The sequence below is a fragment of the Micromonospora sp. WMMD712 genome (assembly GCF_029581295.1).
In the GTDB taxonomy this organism is placed as follows: domain Bacteria; phylum Actinomycetota; class Actinomycetes; order Mycobacteriales; family Micromonosporaceae; genus Micromonospora; species Micromonospora carbonacea.
This window is the reverse complement of record NZ_CP120743.1, coordinates 286,657-302,266: the sequence shown is the minus strand read 5'-3', so window position 1 is coordinate 302,266 and position 15,610 is coordinate 286,657. Positions and strand designations below refer to the sequence as shown.

At 74.1% G+C, this 15,610-nt stretch carries 11 protein-coding genes; 5 read left to right on the top strand and 6 right to left on the bottom strand.

The genetic code is table 11. The features are described 5' to 3' along the window. Nucleotides 1–9: 9 nt before the first annotated feature. From O7633_RS01215 to O7633_RS01195, 4 genes are read right to left on the bottom strand one after another with little or no spacing between them, the layout of a single operon-like run. On the bottom strand, nucleotides 10–2,397 hold the full coding sequence (locus O7633_RS01215; protein ID WP_348776313.1) for a GNAT family N-acetyltransferase: 2,388 nt from the start codon (nucleotides 2,395–2,397) through the stop codon (nucleotides 10–12). Further along, nucleotides 2,394–3,686: a lysine N(6)-hydroxylase/L-ornithine N(5)-oxygenase family protein gene (locus O7633_RS01205; RefSeq protein WP_282325482.1), complete on the bottom strand. Its 1,293-nt coding sequence runs from the start codon at nucleotides 3,684–3,686 to the stop codon at nucleotides 2,394–2,396. Before O7633_RS01205 ends, O7633_RS01215 begins: the two co-directional genes overlap by 4 nt. 46 nt (nucleotides 3,687–3,732) lie before the next feature. After that, nucleotides 3,733–5,220: an aspartate aminotransferase family protein gene (locus O7633_RS01200; protein ID WP_282325481.1), complete on the bottom strand. Its 1,488-nt coding sequence runs from the start codon at nucleotides 5,218–5,220 to the stop codon at nucleotides 3,733–3,735. Nucleotides 5,221–5,224: 4 nt separating this feature from the next. Next, nucleotides 5,225–6,253 (bottom strand): ABC transporter substrate-binding protein, encoded by a 1,029-nt coding sequence (locus O7633_RS01195; protein WP_278134713.1) that lies wholly within the window; start codon nucleotides 6,251–6,253, stop codon nucleotides 5,225–5,227. A 68-nt stretch (nucleotides 6,254–6,321) separates the two neighbouring features. On the opposite strand from O7633_RS01195, the gene O7633_RS01190 reads away from it, so the two are divergent. The 3 genes from O7633_RS01190 (at nucleotide 6,322) to O7633_RS01180 (ending at nucleotide 9,363) form a co-directional block, all read left to right on the top strand. Further along, complete coding sequence (locus O7633_RS01190) at nucleotides 6,322–7,431, top strand: iron chelate uptake ABC transporter family permease subunit (RefSeq protein WP_282328711.1); 1,110 nt, start codon at nucleotides 6,322–6,324, stop codon at nucleotides 7,429–7,431. Then, the gene (locus O7633_RS01185; protein ID WP_074476225.1) at nucleotides 7,428–8,453 is read left to right on the top strand and encodes an iron chelate uptake ABC transporter family permease subunit; all 1,026 of its coding nucleotides are present in this window, start codon (nucleotides 7,428–7,430) and stop codon (nucleotides 8,451–8,453) included. The genes O7633_RS01190 and O7633_RS01185 overlap by 4 nt, the downstream gene beginning before the upstream one ends. A 97-nt stretch (nucleotides 8,454–8,550) precedes the next feature. Then, nucleotides 8,551–9,363: an ABC transporter ATP-binding protein gene (locus O7633_RS01180; RefSeq protein ID WP_282325475.1), complete on the top strand. Its 813-nt coding sequence runs from the start codon at nucleotides 8,551–8,553 to the stop codon at nucleotides 9,361–9,363. 91 nt (nucleotides 9,364–9,454) lie between these two features. Here the strand turns inward: O7633_RS01180 and O7633_RS01175 are convergent, their stop codons facing one another. Continuing rightward, nucleotides 9,455–10,945 (bottom strand): fatty acid--CoA ligase family protein, encoded by a 1,491-nt coding sequence (locus tag O7633_RS01175; protein WP_282325473.1) that lies wholly within the window; start codon nucleotides 10,943–10,945, stop codon nucleotides 9,455–9,457. Next, complete coding sequence (locus tag O7633_RS01170) at nucleotides 10,935–12,482, bottom strand: NAD(P)-binding domain-containing protein (RefSeq protein ID WP_282325471.1); 1,548 nt, start codon at nucleotides 12,480–12,482, stop codon at nucleotides 10,935–10,937. The genes O7633_RS01175 and O7633_RS01170 overlap by 11 nt, the downstream gene beginning before the upstream one ends. 63 nt (nucleotides 12,483–12,545) lie before the next feature. Here O7633_RS01170 and O7633_RS01165 point away from each other — a divergent pair, with 63 nt between their 5' ends. After that, nucleotides 12,546–14,054, top strand: a complete 1,509-nt coding sequence (locus tag O7633_RS01165; RefSeq protein WP_282325470.1) for an aromatic amino acid ammonia-lyase — start codon at nucleotides 12,546–12,548, stop codon at nucleotides 14,052–14,054. After that, nucleotides 14,044–15,609, top strand: a complete 1,566-nt coding sequence (locus O7633_RS01160; RefSeq protein ID WP_282325469.1) for an NAD(P)-binding domain-containing protein — start codon at nucleotides 14,044–14,046, stop codon at nucleotides 15,607–15,609. Before O7633_RS01165 ends, O7633_RS01160 begins: the two co-directional genes overlap by 11 nt. Nucleotide 15,610: the final 1 nt, after the last annotated feature.

Below are 15,610 nucleotides of genomic sequence, written 5' to 3'. Positions count from 1 at the left end.
CGGCGAAGGTCAGGCGCGGCGGGCGTACGGGGCGATGGGGTTGGCCAGGGTGCCGGCGAACTGGAGCGCCGCCGACGGGTCGGACAGGTCCACCATCTGCTGGTTGTCGCGGAGCTGGAGCCGGTTGAGGCAGGAGTGCGCGAACTCCGGCGCGAACAGGTCGTAGCGGGCCAGCCGGTCGGCCAGGTGCGGCACCCGGGCGGCGTAGTCGGCCGCGCAGTCGGCGACCGCGCGCCAGAACTCCTCCTCGGTGAGCAGCCCCGCGTCGGTGCAGACCACGTTGAGGTGGCGCAGGAAGCAGGAGAACACGTCGGTGAAGATCGACAGGATCTTCTCGCCCTCGGGGATGTTCGCCCGGACCCGGTGCACCGCCTCGGGCAGGTCGGCGTCCGGGTCCATCACCACGATCTCCTCGGCGATGTCCTTGAAGATCGCCCGCTCCACCGCCCCGTCGCGCAGCACCAGGATGACGTTCTCGCCGTGCGGCATGAACGCCAGGTCGTAGGCGTAGAGGGAGTGCAGCAGCGGGGTGAGGTACGCGTCGAGGTAGCGGCGCAGCCACACCGGCGCGGGCAGCCCCGACTCGGCGACCAGGGCGGCGACGAACGACCCGCCGGCCGAGTCGACGTGCAGCAGCGACGCCATGGTGGCCAGCCGCCGCCCCGGCTCCAGGCCCGGCACCGGGCTCTCCCGCCACAGCGCCGCCAGCATCTTGCGGTACGGGGAGTACCGGTCGGTGGCCGCCTCGAACCGGCGGTTGCGGTAGCCGATCGCGGCCTGCTCCCGCAGGATCGTCAGCCCGGTGGACCTGAGCACCTCGTCGCGTTCGATCAGGTCGGCGAGCCAGTCGTTGATCGCCGGGGTGGCCTCCATGTACGCCGCCGACAGGCCCCGCACGAAGCCCATGTTGAGCACGGACAGGGCCGTCTTGACGTAGTGCCGCTCGGGCCGGGTGACGTTGAAGAACGTCCGCACGGACTGCTGGGCGAGGTGCTCGTCGGGGCCGGGGCCGAGGCAGACCAGCCGCTGCTCGGCCACGTCGGCGGCGAACGTGACGGCGGTCCGGTTCCACCACTGCCACGGGTGCACCGGCAGGTAGAGGTAGTCGGCCGGATCGAGGCCGAGGCCGGTGAGGGTGGCGGCGAACCCGGCGAGCGCATCGTCGCCCAGCTCCGCCCGGTACAGGGCGTCCGCGTCGGTGTCGGCCGTGCAGGTGAAGGTGGTGTGGTCGCGGTGGGCGGCGAGCCAGAGCAGCCGCACGGGCCGGCCCACCTCCGGGGCGTACCGGTGATATTCGTCGATGCCGAAGCCGATGCGGCCGTTGTTGGCGACGAAGCCGGGGTGGCCCTCGGTCATCCGGGTCTCGACCGTCTGGAAGTCGGCGCGGGCCAGCTCGGCGGCGGGGATCTCGGGCCGGTCCAGCTTGTACGCCCAGCCGGCCAGGGTGGAGGTGATCTCCTCCAGGTAGACCGGCAGCACGCGGTCGGTGAGGCCGAGCGTGCCGCGCAGCTCCACGCACAGGTCGAGGGCGTCCAGCGGCAGCTCCACGCCGTCGCGGCGGCGGGTGATGCTGGCCGGGTCGACGTGCCAGTGGTCGAGGGCGAGCCGGCGGGCGGCGAACCGGTAGGCGACGGCGCCGTCGTCGCTGCGCACCTCGTAGACGGCGGACGCGCCGGGCTCCGGGGCCGCGCCGACGGGCTCGGGGGTGAGCAGCCGCTCGTGGGAGAACTCGGCGAGGGCCTTGCGGACCAGCAGCCGGTTGGCGCGCGCCCACGTGCCGGGGGTGAGGTGGGCGACGGCGTCCTGCGGGTCCACGGTGTCCGGTCCTTGGGGCGGAGCCGCGGTGGCGGCGGCGAACTGGGCGCGGGTGCAGAACGAGAGCAGGCCGGTCTTGGCGGGCAGCGCGACGGTGCCGGCGGGGGTGAAGCCGACGGCGGCGTTGAGGGCGTGCACGGCGGTGTTGCGCACGTCCGGCTCGACGACCACCCGGCGGTGCGCGGGGTCGGCGAACAGCCACGCCATCACGGTGGTGATGACGGCGCGGGTGAAGCCGGAGACCGGGGTGTCGGTGGGCGCGCAGAGGAAGTGCATGCCCACGTCGCCGGGGCGGGCCGGGTAGCGCCCGGCCAGCTCGACCCGCGCCGGGTCGTAGCGCTCGACGAGGAACGCGGGCTCGCCGCGCCACAGGCCGACGAACGCGTCGTGGTGCGGGTCGGCGGCGATGCGGGCGTACTCGGCGGCGACCCGGGCCACGTCGGCGTCGCCCATCAGCCAGAACGCGGCCTTCGGGTGGGTCACCCACGAGTGCAGCAGCGCGGCGTCCGCGGCCGGGTCGAGGGTACGCAGGGCGAACTCGCCGAGCCGGGGGTCGGTGCGGGTGTAGAGGGTCCCGGTCACGCCCCCACCCCCGCCGGGACGCCGAACTCCTGGAACGCGATGCGCCGCTCCACCGGGTAGGGCTCGCGGCCCAGCAGCTCCCGGATGATCACGGAGTTGCGGTACGGGCCCATGCCCAGGTCGGGCGAGGTGACGCTGTGGGTGTGGGTGCCGCCGTTCTGGAGGAAGATCCGGCCGGCGTGGTCGACGCGGTAGTCGCGGGCCACGTCGAGGCGGCCGTGGGAGTCGAAGCGCAGCAGGTGGCGCACCGGGTCGAGGAAGTCCGGCACCTGGAAGCGGTAGCCGGTCGCCAGCACCAGCCCCTCGGTGGTCAGGTCGAACTCGCCGCCCTGCTCGACGTGGCGCAGCCGCAGCGCGTACGCGCCGTCGGCGGGCTCCGCGCCGGTCACCTCGGTGTTGGTGAGCAGCCGGGTGTCCACCGGCCCGGCGATGCTCTTGGCGTACAGCAGGTCGAAGATGTCGTTGATCAGGTCGGCGTCGATGCCCTTGAACAGGCCCTTCTGCTCGGCTTCGAGGCGGTAGCGGGTGGCCTCGGGCAGGGCCCGGAAGTAGTCGACGTAGTCCGGGGACGTCATCTCCAGGGTGAGCTTCGTGTATTCCAGGGGGAAGAACCGGGGCGAGCGGGTGACCCAGTTCAGCCGGTAGCCGTACGTGTCGATGTCGGCCAGCAGGTCCTGGTAGATCTCGGCGGCGCTCTGCCCGGAGCCGACGACGGTGACGCTGCGGCGGCGGCGCAGCGCGTCGCGGTGCGCCAGGTAGTCGGAGGAGTGCACGACGCCGTCGCCGCCGAGCCCGGCGCAGGCCGCCGGCACGTGCGGCGGGGTGCCGGTGCCGAGCACCAGGTTGCGGGCATGGTGGGTGACGGTCTCGCCGGTGGCGGTGACCGTGGCGGTCACCGCGAACACGTCGTCGGCCGGGTCGTGGGTGACGGCGGTGACCCGCTGGCCGAGGCGCACGCTGGTCAGCTTCTGCACCGCCCACCGGCAGTACGCGTTGTACTCGCTGCGCAGCGGGTGGAACCGCTCGCGGATGTAGAACGGGTAGAGCCGACCGGTCTCCTTGAGCCAGTTGAGATACGAGAACGGCGAGGTGGGGTCGGCGAGGGTGACCAGGTCGGCCAGGAACGGGGTCTGCAACCGGACGTTCTCCAGCAGCATCCCGGGGTGCCAGTCGAAGGTGTCGCGGGCCTCCAGGAACAGGCAGTCCAGGTCGGACAGCGGCTCGGCGAGGCAGGCCAGGCCCAGGTTGTACGGGCCGAGCCCGACGGCGACGACGTCACGGGTGGGCATGGGGTCGCTTTCTGCGCGGGGTCGGGGTGGTGGGCACGGTCGCCGGTCAGCCGACCGGGCAGGGGGCGACGGCGGCCCGCTCGCACACGTACCGGTCGGCGTGCGCGGCGATCAGGTCGACGACGTGCGCCACGTCGTCGAGGGTGGTCTCCGGGTTGAGCAGGGTGAACTTGAGATACTGCCGGCCGTCGACCCGGGTGCCGGCGACGACGGCCGCGCCGGAGGCGGCCAGGGCGCGGCGGGCGTGCCGGTTGGCGTCGTCGGCGAGGTGGCCCGCCGGGGCCGGCGGCAGGTAGCGGAACACGACGGTGCTCAGCGTGGGCCGGGTGACCACCTCGAAGCGGGGGTCGCCGGCCAGCAGCCGCCACGCCCCGTCGGCCCGGTCGATGACCTCGTCGAACAGCTCGCCGACCGCGTCGGGGCCCATCATCCGCAGGGTCAGCCACAGCTTCAGCGCGTCGAAGCGGCGGGTCGTCTGGAGGCTCTTGTCGACCTGGTTGGGCAGTTGCTCCCCGCTGGCGCGGGGGGCTGGGTTGAGGTAGTCGGCGTGGTAGGTGGCGTGCCGCAGCACCTGCCCGTCGCGCACCAGCAGGGCGCTGGAGGAGACGGGCTGGAAGAACGACTTGTGGTAGTCGACGGTCACCGAGTCGGCGCGTTCGATGCCGGCGAGCAGGTGCCGCCGGGTGGGCGAGACCAGCAGCCCGCAGCCGTACGCGGCGTCGACGTGCAGCCGCGCCCCGGCGGCGGCGCACCGGTCGGCGATGGCGTCGAGGGGGTCGATGGAGCCGAAGTCGGTGGTGCCGGCGGTGGCGACGACGGCCATCACGGTGTGCCCGTCACGGTGGCAGCTCGTCAGTTCGGCGTGCAGCGCGTCGGGGCACATCCGGCGGTCGGCGTCGGTGGGCACCGTGCGCACGGCGTCGGCGTCGAGGCCGAGCAGGGTGGCGGCCTTCTGCACGCTGAAGTGCCCGGCGGCGGAGGTGAGCACCCGCAGCCGGGGCAGCAGCTCGCGGCGGGGGGCCGGGTCGCGGGCGCACGCCTCCTCCCGGGCCAGCAGCAGGGCCTGGAGGTTGGACTGGGTGCCGCCGCTGGTGAAGACGCCGTCGGCCGCGGGCCCGAGGCCGATGCGCCGGGCCGTCCAGTCGATGAGGCGGCGCTCGATGAGGGTGCCGCCGGCGCTCTGGTCCCAGGTGTCCAGCGAGGAGTTCACGGCGGTGAGCACGGCCTCGCCGAGCAGCGCCGGGATCACCACCGGGCAGTTGAGGTGGGCCAGGTAGCGGGGGTGGTGGAAGTAGACGGCGTCGCGGAGGTACACCTCCTCCAGCTCGTCGAGGGCGGCGGTGGCGTCGGCGAGCGGCCGGTCCAGGTCGACGGCGGCCACGGCCGGGGCGAGCGCGGCCGGGGTGACGCCGCTGAACGGCCGGTCGGTGCGCGCGATGCGGGTGCCGACCCGGTCGATGCCCTCGGCCAGCACCCGCCGGTAGTCCTCGGCGGTGCCGGTGGTCAACAGGTGGGAGCGGGGGGTGCCCGCCACGGCGTCAGCTCACCTTCTTCGCGGCGGCGATGGCCTTCGCCAGGTTCTCCAGCAGCGGCGCGGCGCCGGCGTAGGAGAAGCGCGGGACGGCGTCCCACGGCGTGACCTGGTTGGCCTTGACGGCCGGCAGCGCCGCCCAGGTGGGCTTCTTCGCCAGGTCGGCCGGTTGCAGGGCGGTGGTGCGGTTGTCCAGCAGGATCAGGTCGGCCGGGAACTTGTCGGCGTTCTCCCAGCTCAGGGCCTCGAAGTAGTCGCCCTGCTCCAGCTTCGTCGGCACCACGATGTCGACGCCCAGCTCCGCGAAGTACATCAGGTCGGTGCTGACCTTCGGGTTGGAGGCGTAGAACACGTCGGGGCTGCCGGACGCGGCGAGGACCTTGATGCCGGGGTTGGCCTTGACGGCCTGCCGGACGCTCTCGGCCGCCGCCTCGAACCGGGCCTTCGCGTCGGTGACCTTCTTGGCCTTCAGGTCCGCGCCGAGCGCGGCGGCCAGGGCCGCGTACCGCTCGATGGGCTGGCTCATCGGCACCCGGGCGGTCTGGATGGCGACGGCGGGCGCGAGGGCGAGGATCTTGTCCTTGCTCTCGTCGGGGACGTACCAGAACGCGCCCGGGTCGTACATGTGGGTGACCAGCAGCTCGGGGCGCAGGGCGGCGTACTTCTCGATGCTGAACTCGCCCCAGACGTTGCCGAGCACCGTCACCTTGCCGACGTCGAGGTCGCCGGCCTGCGGCTCCTTCGAGCCGTCGGCGCGGGTGGTCTCGCCGAACACGCCGACGAGCTGGCTGTCGAGTCCGAAGTCGACGAGCGCCGCGGCCACGCCGGTGAAGGCGACCACGCGGGTCGGGGTGGCGTCCCGGGTCACCTTCTCGGGCCGGTCGTCGGTGAACGACCACGGCCCGCCGGTGCCGGCCGGCGACGCGGAGTCGTCGGAGCCGCCGCAACCGCCGAGCAGGGCGCTGACGGCGAGGGCGCCGCCGGCGGAGAGCAGGCCGCGGCGGGTCAGGCGCGGGCGGGACACGGGTACGGGCATGACGGCTTCTTTCCGCTCCGGGGTGGTCCGATGACCAAGGGCGAGGTTAAGTTACCCTAACCTAAGTTATTGTCAACAGCCCTCAGCGATCGATTTCCACCACACAGGAGCTTCCGCTGTCCGTCACCGACTCGTCGCCGAACGCACCCGCGCCGGCGGCGACGCCCCCCGCCCCGCCACCGCGACGCGGCCGACCCGCGGCCCGGGTCGCCGGGCTGCTGGCCGCGTCAGCCCTGCTCACGGCCGTGTGCGCGGTCAGCCTCGCCGTCGGCGCGCGGCAGCTCGGCCTCGCCGACGTCTGGGCGGGACTGTGGGACCCCGCCGCCCCCGCGCACGCGGTGGTGCAGCAGATGCGGCTGCCGCGCACCCTGCTCGGCCTGCTCGCCGGGGCCGCCCTCGGGGTGGCCGGCGCGATCATGCAGGCCGTCACCCGCAACCCCCTCGCCGACCCCGGGCTGCTCGGCATCAACGCCGGCGCGTCCGCCGCCGTGGCCAGCTCCGCCGCGTTCCTCGGCGTCGCCACCGTCGGCGGGTACGTCTGGTTCGCCCTGGCCGGCGCGGCGGCCGTCACCGCCCTCGTCTACACCGTCGGCGGCGGCCGGGGCGCCACCCCCGCCCGCCTCGCCCTCGCCGGGGCGGCGCTCAACGCGGCCCTCTACTCCTACGTCAGCGCGGTGATGCTGCTCGACGCGGCCTCGCTGGAGAAGATGCGGTTCTGGACCGTCGGCTCGCTGGCCAGCGCCGACCTCGCCACGGTGGCCCGGGTGCTGCCGTTCGTCGCGGTCGGACTGGTGATCGCTCTCGCGGCGGCCCGCCCGCTCAACGCCCTCGCCCTCGGCGACGACCAGGCCCGCGCGCTGGGCGCCAACCCCGCCGTGGTCCGCGCCGCCGTCATCGTCGCCGTCACCCTGCTCTGCGGCGCGGCCACCGCCGCCTGCGGGCCGCTCGTCTTCGTCGGGCTGCTCGTGCCGCACCTCGTGCACGCCCTCACCGGGCCGGACCTGCGCTGGCTGCTGCCGGCGTGCGCGCTGCTCGCCCCCGTGCTGCTGCTCGGCGCCGACGTCGCCGGCCGGGTCCTCGGCCGCCCCGGCGAACTCCAGGTCGGCATCATGACCGCCGTGCTCGGCGGGCCGCTCTTCCTGCACCTGGTCACCCGCACCCGGGCGGTGCGCGCGTGAGCGTCGTCCGCGTCCGAGGCTGGTCGGTGCGGTTCCGGGCCCGCGCCCTGCTCGTCGGGATCGGCTGCGCCCTGGCCGCCGGCGCGCTCGGCGTGCTGTCGATCGGCGGCGGCGACTACCCGATGAGCCCCGCCGACGTGCTGCGCACCCTTGCCGGCGGCGGCACCCCCGCCGAGGACTTCATCATCGGCGAGCTGCGGCTGCCCCGGCTCGTCACCGCGCTGCTCGTCGGTGCCGCCCTCGCCCTCGGCGGCGCGGTCTTCCAGGCCCTCGTGCGCAACCCGCTCGGCAGCCCCGACATCCTCGGCGTCACCCAGGGCGCGGCCACCGGCGCGCTCCTCGTCGTGGTCGTCGGCGGCGGCACCCTCGCCCTGGCCGGCGCGGCCGTGGCCGGCGGGCTGGCCACCGGCGTCCTGCTGTGGGCGGTGGCCTGGGCGCGTGGCGCGCACGGCCACCGGCTGATCCTCGCCGGCATCGGCGTCGCCGCGATCCTCACCGGCGTCAACGGCTGGCTGTTGACCCGCGCGCAGCTCATGGACGCCGCCCGAGCCGTGCTCTGGCTCACCGGCAGCCTCGACGGGCGCGGCTGGGCGCAGGCGGTGCCCGTCGCCGTCACCCTCGCCGTGGCGGTGCCGGTGGTGCTGTTCGCCTGCGGGCCCGCGCTGCGGATGACCGAACTGGGCGACGACACGGCCGCCGCGCTCGGCGTCCCGGTGCGGGGCCTACGCACGACGCTGCTGGTCGCGGCGGTGCTGCTGGTCTCCGTCGCCGCCTCGGCCGCCGGGCCGGTCAACTTCGTCGCGCTCACCGCGCCGCACCTGACCCGCCGGCTCACCCGCGCGCCCGGCCCCAACCTGGCCGCCGCCATGGCGCTGGGCGCGGCGATGCTGGTCGCCGCCGACCTGATCGCCCAGCGCGGCTTCCCCGGCCACCAGCTCCCCGTCGGCGTCGTCACCGGCGCGCTCGGCGGCGGCTACCTGGTGTGGCTGCTGGCCACCGAACGCCGCGCCGGCCGGCTGTGAAAGGAGGGGCACCTTGTTAACGCATCCTGTAGAGGAAGGGCCCCTCATCAACACCCGCCCGGCCCACCGTCCCCCGACAGAGAACGGAGCACCGCCCATGCGGCCCGGCACCCCCCGGCTCAGCGGCGACGGGCTGACCCTCGCGTACGACAAGCGGACCATCGCCCGGCAGCTCGACGTGACCGTCCCCGACCGGTCGTTCACCGTGGTCATCGGCCCGAACGCGTGCGGCAAGTCCACGCTGCTGCGGGCCCTCGCGCGGATGCTCAAGCCCACCGCCGGCACCGTGCTGCTCGACGGGCGGGACATCCACGCCCAGCCGGCCCGCAAGGTGGCCCGCACCCTCGGCCTGCTCCCCCAGACCTCCACCGCCCCCGACGGCATCACCGTCGCCGAGCTGGTGGCCCGGGGCCGCTACCCGCACCAGGGGCTGCTGCGCCAGTGGTCCCGCGACGACGAGCGGATCGTCGACGATTCGATGGCCGCCACCGGCGTCGCCGACCTCGCCGACCGCCTCGTCGACGAGCTGTCCGGCGGGCAGCGGCAACGGGTGTGGATCGCCATGGCCCTCGCCCAGCAGACCGAGCTGCTGCTGCTCGACGAGCCCACCACGTTCCTCGACATCGCCCACCAGATCGAGGTGCTCGACCTGTGCGCGACGCTGCACGAGGAGCAGGGGCGCACCCTCGTCGCGGTGCTGCACGACCTCAACCAGGCCGCCCGGTACGCCAGCCACCTCATCGCCATGCGCGACGGGCAGGTGGTCGCCGCCGGCCCGCCCCGGGAGATCGTCACCGCCGACCTGGTCGAGCGGGTGTTCGGGCTGCCCTGCCGGGTCATCGACGACCCGGAGACGGGCTCGCCGCTGGTGGTGCCGGCCGCCCGGCGCGTACCGGCCCCACGCCCCTGACCGCCCGGCACCCGCACCCCGGTCGCGCCCCCGCCCGGCGGGTGCTTCGGACAAGATCGTGCTCGATCCGGAGGTGGCGGCGGGGAGGGCCTCACCCGTGCGGGCCGGTCGACGTCAGCGCGCGCTTGTCCGGCTTGCCGCTGGGCGCCAGCGGGACCCGGTCGATCGGCTGGATCGTCTTCGGGGCCGCGGCCTCGCCCAGCGCCTGCGCCACGCGGGCGCGCAGGCGGGCGACGTCCGGGGTGCGGCCGGCGGCCGGCACCACGTACGCGTGCACCGCCTCCCCGGTGGCGTCGTCGGGGCGGCCGACGACGTACGCCTCGGCGACGTCGGGGTCGGCGGCGAGGACCCGTTCGACCGGGCCGGCGTGGACCAGGTTGGCGTTGACGATGACGACGTCCCGCGCCCGGCCGAGCAGGTGCAGGTAGCCGTCGTCGTCGAGGCGGGCCAGGTCGCGGGTGCGGACCCAGCCGTCGGTGAAGACGTCGGCGGTCTCGGCCGGGTCCGCCCAGTAGGCGGTGGCCTGCGCCGGGGTCCGCACGAACAGCTCACCCTCGGCGGCGGGGCGGCCGTGGGCGTCGCGGATGGACAGGTCGGTGACGGCGGGCGGGCGACCGACCGAGGCGAGCGCGGTCGGGGTGGCCAGCATCTCGGCCGGCGTCACCATCGTGATCATGCCGGTTTCGGTCTGTCCGTAGCCGTGGAAGACCACCGGGCCGAGCACGTCGAGGGCCTCGGCGAGGCGGCTCGGAGTCAGCGGGGAGCCGGACACCACGAGGGCCCGCAGGCTGCTCAGGTCGGTCGGGTCCGCGCGCTGGGCCTGGACGAGCTGGTGCAGCTTGCCGACGGTGATGACGCTGGCGGTCGCCCGGTGCCGGGTGATCATGCCGGGGAAGCCAGGGGGACGGGCGGCGACGAGGGTGCCGCCCGCGGTGAGGGCGAGGATGCCGTACTCCAGCATCACCTGACTGCTCAGGGAGCCGAAGACGAGGTAGCGGTCCAGACGGGAGGCGAGGTCGGCGATCGCCGGGGGCCAGCGGTCCGGGTACGGGGACCAGGCGGCGCTCATCGCCGCGTACGTCTGGGCGCAGCCCTTGGGGTTGCCGGTGCTGCCGCTGGTCCAGATGATCCGGGCGACGTCGCCCGGTCGGCCGGCGGCGACCAGCGGACGGCCGTCGTCGCCGGTGTCGACGAGCTGGGCGAGGCGGGCGTCGTCGACGAGCGGCCCGGGGTCGCTGCCGAGCAGGTGGGCCTGCTGCGCCGGGGTCAGCTCGGGGCGGACGCCGGAGACGCGGGCACCGACGGCGAAGGCGGCGACGGTGGCCGCGAAGGCCTCCGGGGTGACGCCGAGGCGCAGCGCCAGCCCGGTGCCGGGGCCGACCCCGGCGGCGCGCAGCCCGGCGGCGACGCGGCGGACCAGCGCGGACATCTCGGCGGCGGTGACGATGCGGTCGCCGTCGGCGAAGACGGGCCGGTCGCCGCCGGTGGCGAGCAGGTCCAGGAGGGGCTGCGGCCAGACCTCGGCCGGTGCCGGCCAAGCCCGGGCCCGGGCCGGATCAGCGGATGTCGGATCAGTCGGCATCGGACAGGACGCCCTTGACGAAGTGCGCGAGCGGCTGCTGGTGCACGGCGGGCAGGTTCCAGTGGTTCTCCAGGTTCTCTGCCATGTGGTGCGTGGCGACGACCCGGCCGCCCCGGTGGACCCGTACGACGGGGTGCAGGTAGCTGGCGTCGTGGGCGTGCTCGGCGTCGTTCTCGGCGATCCGGGGGATCGTGACGTCGAAGGGGTCGACCTGGTCGTGGTCCGGGCCGTACTCCAGGGTGACCACGAAGGCGAACGGCTCGGGGCCGAGGCCGCCGTCGCCCAGGTAGGCGACGGGCACCTCCTCGTGGTAGCGGGCGGTGTCGCCGTCGACGGTGACGACGTCGCCGAGCACGGCGAACTGCTGCCACAGCGCGGAGGTGCGGTTGATGCGGGCGATGATCGCGTCGGTGATCGCCTCGGGGGTGGCGTCGAGCGCAGCGGACGGCCACGGAACGCCGTGGTGGCGGGCGTTGAGGATGCGGTGCAGGGCCCGCGTGCCGTACCGGAAGCCGTGGATGAAGCCGCTGGTGGAGCGCTTGAAGTCGCGCTGCTGGGTGAGGGTGCCGGCGAAGTACAGGCCGGGCACGTTCACCGACTCGTACGCCGGGGTCTGCTCGGGGAAGCGGTCGTCGATGACCAGGCGCGGCCGGGCCGACGGGTCGAAGATGCTCGCGTCGAACCGGAAGCCGGTGCACAGGATCACCCGGTCGTAGTCGATCTGCCGGATCGCCTCGACGGAGCGGGCGTAACGGAAGTCGATGCGGTAGCCGCCGTCGTCCCGGCGGGCGATCCGCTCGATCGTGCCGTCGAGCACCGCGTTCTGCGACTTGAGCTGGTACGTGTCGAGGAAGTTGTTGTTGACCGCGCGCAGGTGCCCCACGTAGTGCGACTGCCACGCCAGCTTGATCGAGTGCGGGCCGGCCACGTGGATGACGGCGGCGGTCTCGACGAGGGCGTCGGCGGTCTCGAAGGCCGAGTTGCCCTTGCCGACGATGAGCACCCGCTGGTTGGTGAAGTCGTCGGGGTCGACGCTGACGGTGTCGTACCGCTCGGCGAGGTCGGCGCCCTCGATCGGCGGGACGTGGAGCTGGGAGACGCCGGTGGCGACGACGACCCGGCGGGCGGTCAGGGTGTCGCCGCCGGCGACGTCGACGGTGAACAGCTCCCCGTCGCGGGCGATGCGGGTGACGCGGGTGTCGTAGCGGATCCGCAGGCCCCGGGCGAAGTCGGCGAGGTAGCGCACGAGGTCGTCGGCGTGGGGGAAGTAGCGCCGGCTGTAGTGGCGGAACAGCAGCGCCTGGTCGTCGGTGAGCAGCGAGTTCCAGTCGGCGCGCAGGTTGAACTCGGTGTCGTCGGAGCCGGTCCAGACCTTGTTGATCGAGATGAGCTGCCGGTGGCGGGGGTAGGTGGCGAAGAACGTGCCCGGCCCCGGGCCGGCCTCCAGCACCAGGTGGTCGCGGCCGTCGCGCTCCAGCAGGGCGGCGAGCTGGAGCCCCGCCGGCCCGGCTCCGATGATCAGGTAGTCGAGCGTCATGCGGCGAAACGTAATCGCCCGATCTCAGAGCGTTCTGAGAATCCGTCTCTAGGGTGCGGTCGCATGACGACAGAGGTAGATCTCGCCGCCCCGCTGCGGATCGCCGACCTGCGCGCCGCCCGCGACCCGGTCCGGGTCGTGGTCCCGCCGCAGGTCCGCGACCGGGTCGCGACCGCCCGCAGCTTCCTGTCCGAGGTGCTCGGCGACGACCGCGCGGTGTACGGCAGCACCACCGGCTTCGGCGCGCTCGTCGGGTACGCGGGTCGGGCCGACCTGCGCGACCAGGCCGACAACACCCTCGCGCACCTCGGCGCGGGACAGGGCCCCGACCTCGCGCCGGAGGTGGTCCGGGCGACGCTGCTGCTGCGGGCCTGGTCGCTGGCGCGGGGCGTGTCGGGGGTCTCCCCGCACGTCGTCGACGCCCTCGCGGCGATGCTGGCGACCACGTTCGTGCCGGCGGTGCCGCGCCTCGGCTCGGTGGGGGCCAGCGGGGACCTGATCCCGCTGGGCGCGGCGGCGCAGGCGTTGCGGGGCCGGGGGCACGCCTACGTGGACGGGGTGCGGCTGCCGGCGGCGCAGGCGCTCGCGCAGGCGGGCCTGGAACCGCTGCCGCTGGACGGGCGGGACGCCCTCGCCCTGGTCAACGGCACGTCGCTGACCACGGCGGCGACCGCGCTGGCACTGTGGTCGGTGCGCGCGTCGCACCGGGCGGTGCAGGTGCTCACCACCCTGCTGGCCGACCTGCTCGGCTGCGATCCACAGTTCCTCGACGCCCGGCTGCTGAACGCGTACGGGCACCCGGGGGCGATCGACGTGGGCGCGGCCATGCGGCGCGTCGGCGACGGGATCGTGGCGTCGGGCAAGCGCCCGCTCCAGGAGCCGTACAGCATCCGCTGCGCGCCGCAGCTGCTCGGCGCGGCCGAGGACGCGCTGCGCCACGTCGACGCCGTCGTCGCCGCCGACCTGGGCAGCGTCAGCGACAACCCGCTGTTCTTCCCCGACGACGACGCCGTCGTGCACGGGGGCAACTTCTTCGGGCAGCCGGCGGCGTTCGCCGCCGACCTGCTGTCGATGGTCGTGGCGCAGGTCGGCAACCTCGCCGAGCGGCAGCTCGACCTGCTCGTCGACCCGAACCGCAACGGTGGGCTGCCGCCGATGCTCGCCGCCGGGCCGGGACAGCAGCACGGGTTGCAGGGGGTGCAGTTGGCGTCGACCGCGCTGATCGCCGAGATCCGCCGGGACACGATGCCGGCGAGCATGCAGAGTCTGCCGACGAACCTGCACAACCAGGACGTCGTCCCGCTGGGCACCCAGGCCGCGCTGCGGGCGCTGGACCAGGCGCGGTTGCTGCACCTGATCGTCGGGTCGCTCGCGGTGGGGCTACGCCAGGCCGCGTACGTGGGCGCGCGCACGCCGTCCGCGCCCGGGTGCGCCGAGGTGCTGGCGGCGCTGGCGGAGGCCGTACCGCCGGTGGACCCGGACCGGCCGCTGGACGGCGACGTGCGACGCGCCGCCGATGTCGTCGAAACGCTCGTGACTTCTCTTCCCTGGGGTGACCGCCGTGACGCTTGATTACCTGATCATCGGGGCCGGGCCGGCCGGCCTCCAGTTGGCCGCCCTGCTGGAGGCCGACGGAAGGCGCGACTACCTGGTGCTGGAGGGCGCGGACTCCCCCGGCGCGTTCTTCGCCACCTTCCCCCGCCACCGGCAGCTCATCTCCATCAACAAGCCGCACACCGGCTCCGACGACCCGGAGCTGAACCTGCGGCTGGACTGGAACTCGCTGCTCAGCGACGACCCGACGCTCCGGTTCACCGCCTACACCGAGCGGTACTTCCCGCACGCCGACGTGATGGTCCGCTACCTGGCGGACTTCGCCGCGAAGACCGGGGCGCGGGTGCGCTACGGCGCGCGGGTCACGTCGGTGGGCCGGGTGGACGGGGTCTTCGAAGCCCGCACGGCCGGGGAGACGTTCCGGGCGCGGCGGCTGGTCGTCGCCACCGGCGTGTCGAAGCCGTACGAGCCGCCGATCCCGGGGCTGGAGCTGGCCGAGCGGTACGCGGACATGCCCGTCGACCCGCGTGACTACCTCGACCAGAAGGTGCTGATCATCGGCAAGGGCAACTCCGCGTTCGAGACGGCGGAGAACCTGATGGAGACGACCACGCTGATCCACGTCGCCGGGCCCAGCTCGGTGCGGATGGCGTGGCGCACCCACTACGTCGGGCACCTGCGGGCGGTGAACAACAACTTCCTCGACACGTACCAGCTCAAGTCGGCCAACGCGATCCTCGACGGCGACGTGCGGCGCATCGAGCGCGACGGCACCGGGTTCACGGTGACGTTCTCGTTCTCGCGGGCGAACGAGGTCGTCAAGGAGCTGCGCTACGACCGGGTGCTCGCCTGCACCGGCTTCGCCTTCGACGCGTCGATCTTCGACGACACCTGCCGCCCGGCGCTGGCGGTCAGGGACCGCTTCCCGGCGCAGACCGCGGCGTGGGAGTCGGTCAACGTTCCCGGCCTGTACTTCGCCGGCACGCTCTCCCAGGAACGCGACTTCAAGCGCTCCACCAACGGTTTCATCCACGGCTTCCGCTACGCCGTACGGGCGCTGCACAAGATCCTGGAGCGGCGGTACGGGGACACGCCGTGGCCGGCGGAGAAGCTGGACGCCACGCCGGAGTCGATCGCCGACGCCGTCGTCGCCCGGGTCAACCGCACCTCGGCGCTGTGGCAGCAGTTCGGCGTCCTCGCCGACGTGGTCACCGTGGCCGGCCCGGACGCGCGCTACCACGAGGAGGTGCCGGTCGAATACTTCGCCGAGGAGGGGCTGCGCACCCCCGACCACGACTACGGGCACGCCTTCGTCGTCACGCTGGAGTACGGGCCGGACCACGACCAGGTGGACCCGTTCGACATCACGGTCAACCGGGTGGCGCAGGACGTCGTCGGGCAGGCGCACGACGCCGCGTACCTGCATCCGGTGGTCCGCCACCACCGCGACGGGCGGGTGGTGGCCACCCACCACCTGGCGGAAAACCTGGAGAACCGCTGGGACCGGCCGGACGTGCACGTGGCGCCGCTGGTCGCGTTCGTGGACCGCTGCCTGAGCGGCGGCGAGGGCTGAG

Coding starts and splice junctions, on each gene's coding strand:
- O7633_RS01170 (WP_282325471.1), bottom strand. CDS start 12,482: ATGACGCTCGACTACCTGATCATCGGAGCCGGGCCGGCGGGGCTCCAG.
- O7633_RS01205 (WP_282325482.1), bottom strand. CDS start 3,686: ATGCCCACCCGTGACGTCGTCGCCGTCGGGCTCGGCCCGTACAACCTG.
- O7633_RS01180 (WP_282325475.1), top strand. CDS start 8,551: ATGCGGCCCGGCACCCCCCGGCTCAGCGGCGACGGGCTGACCCTCGCG.
- O7633_RS01195 (WP_278134713.1), bottom strand. CDS start 6,253: ATGCCCGTACCCGTGTCCCGCCCGCGCCTGACCCGCCGCGGCCTGCTC.
- O7633_RS01165 (WP_282325470.1), top strand. CDS start 12,546: ATGACGACAGAGGTAGATCTCGCCGCCCCGCTGCGGATCGCCGACCTG.
- O7633_RS01175 (WP_282325473.1), bottom strand. CDS start 10,945: ATGCCGACTGATCCGACATCCGCTGATCCGGCCCGGGCCCGGGCTTGG.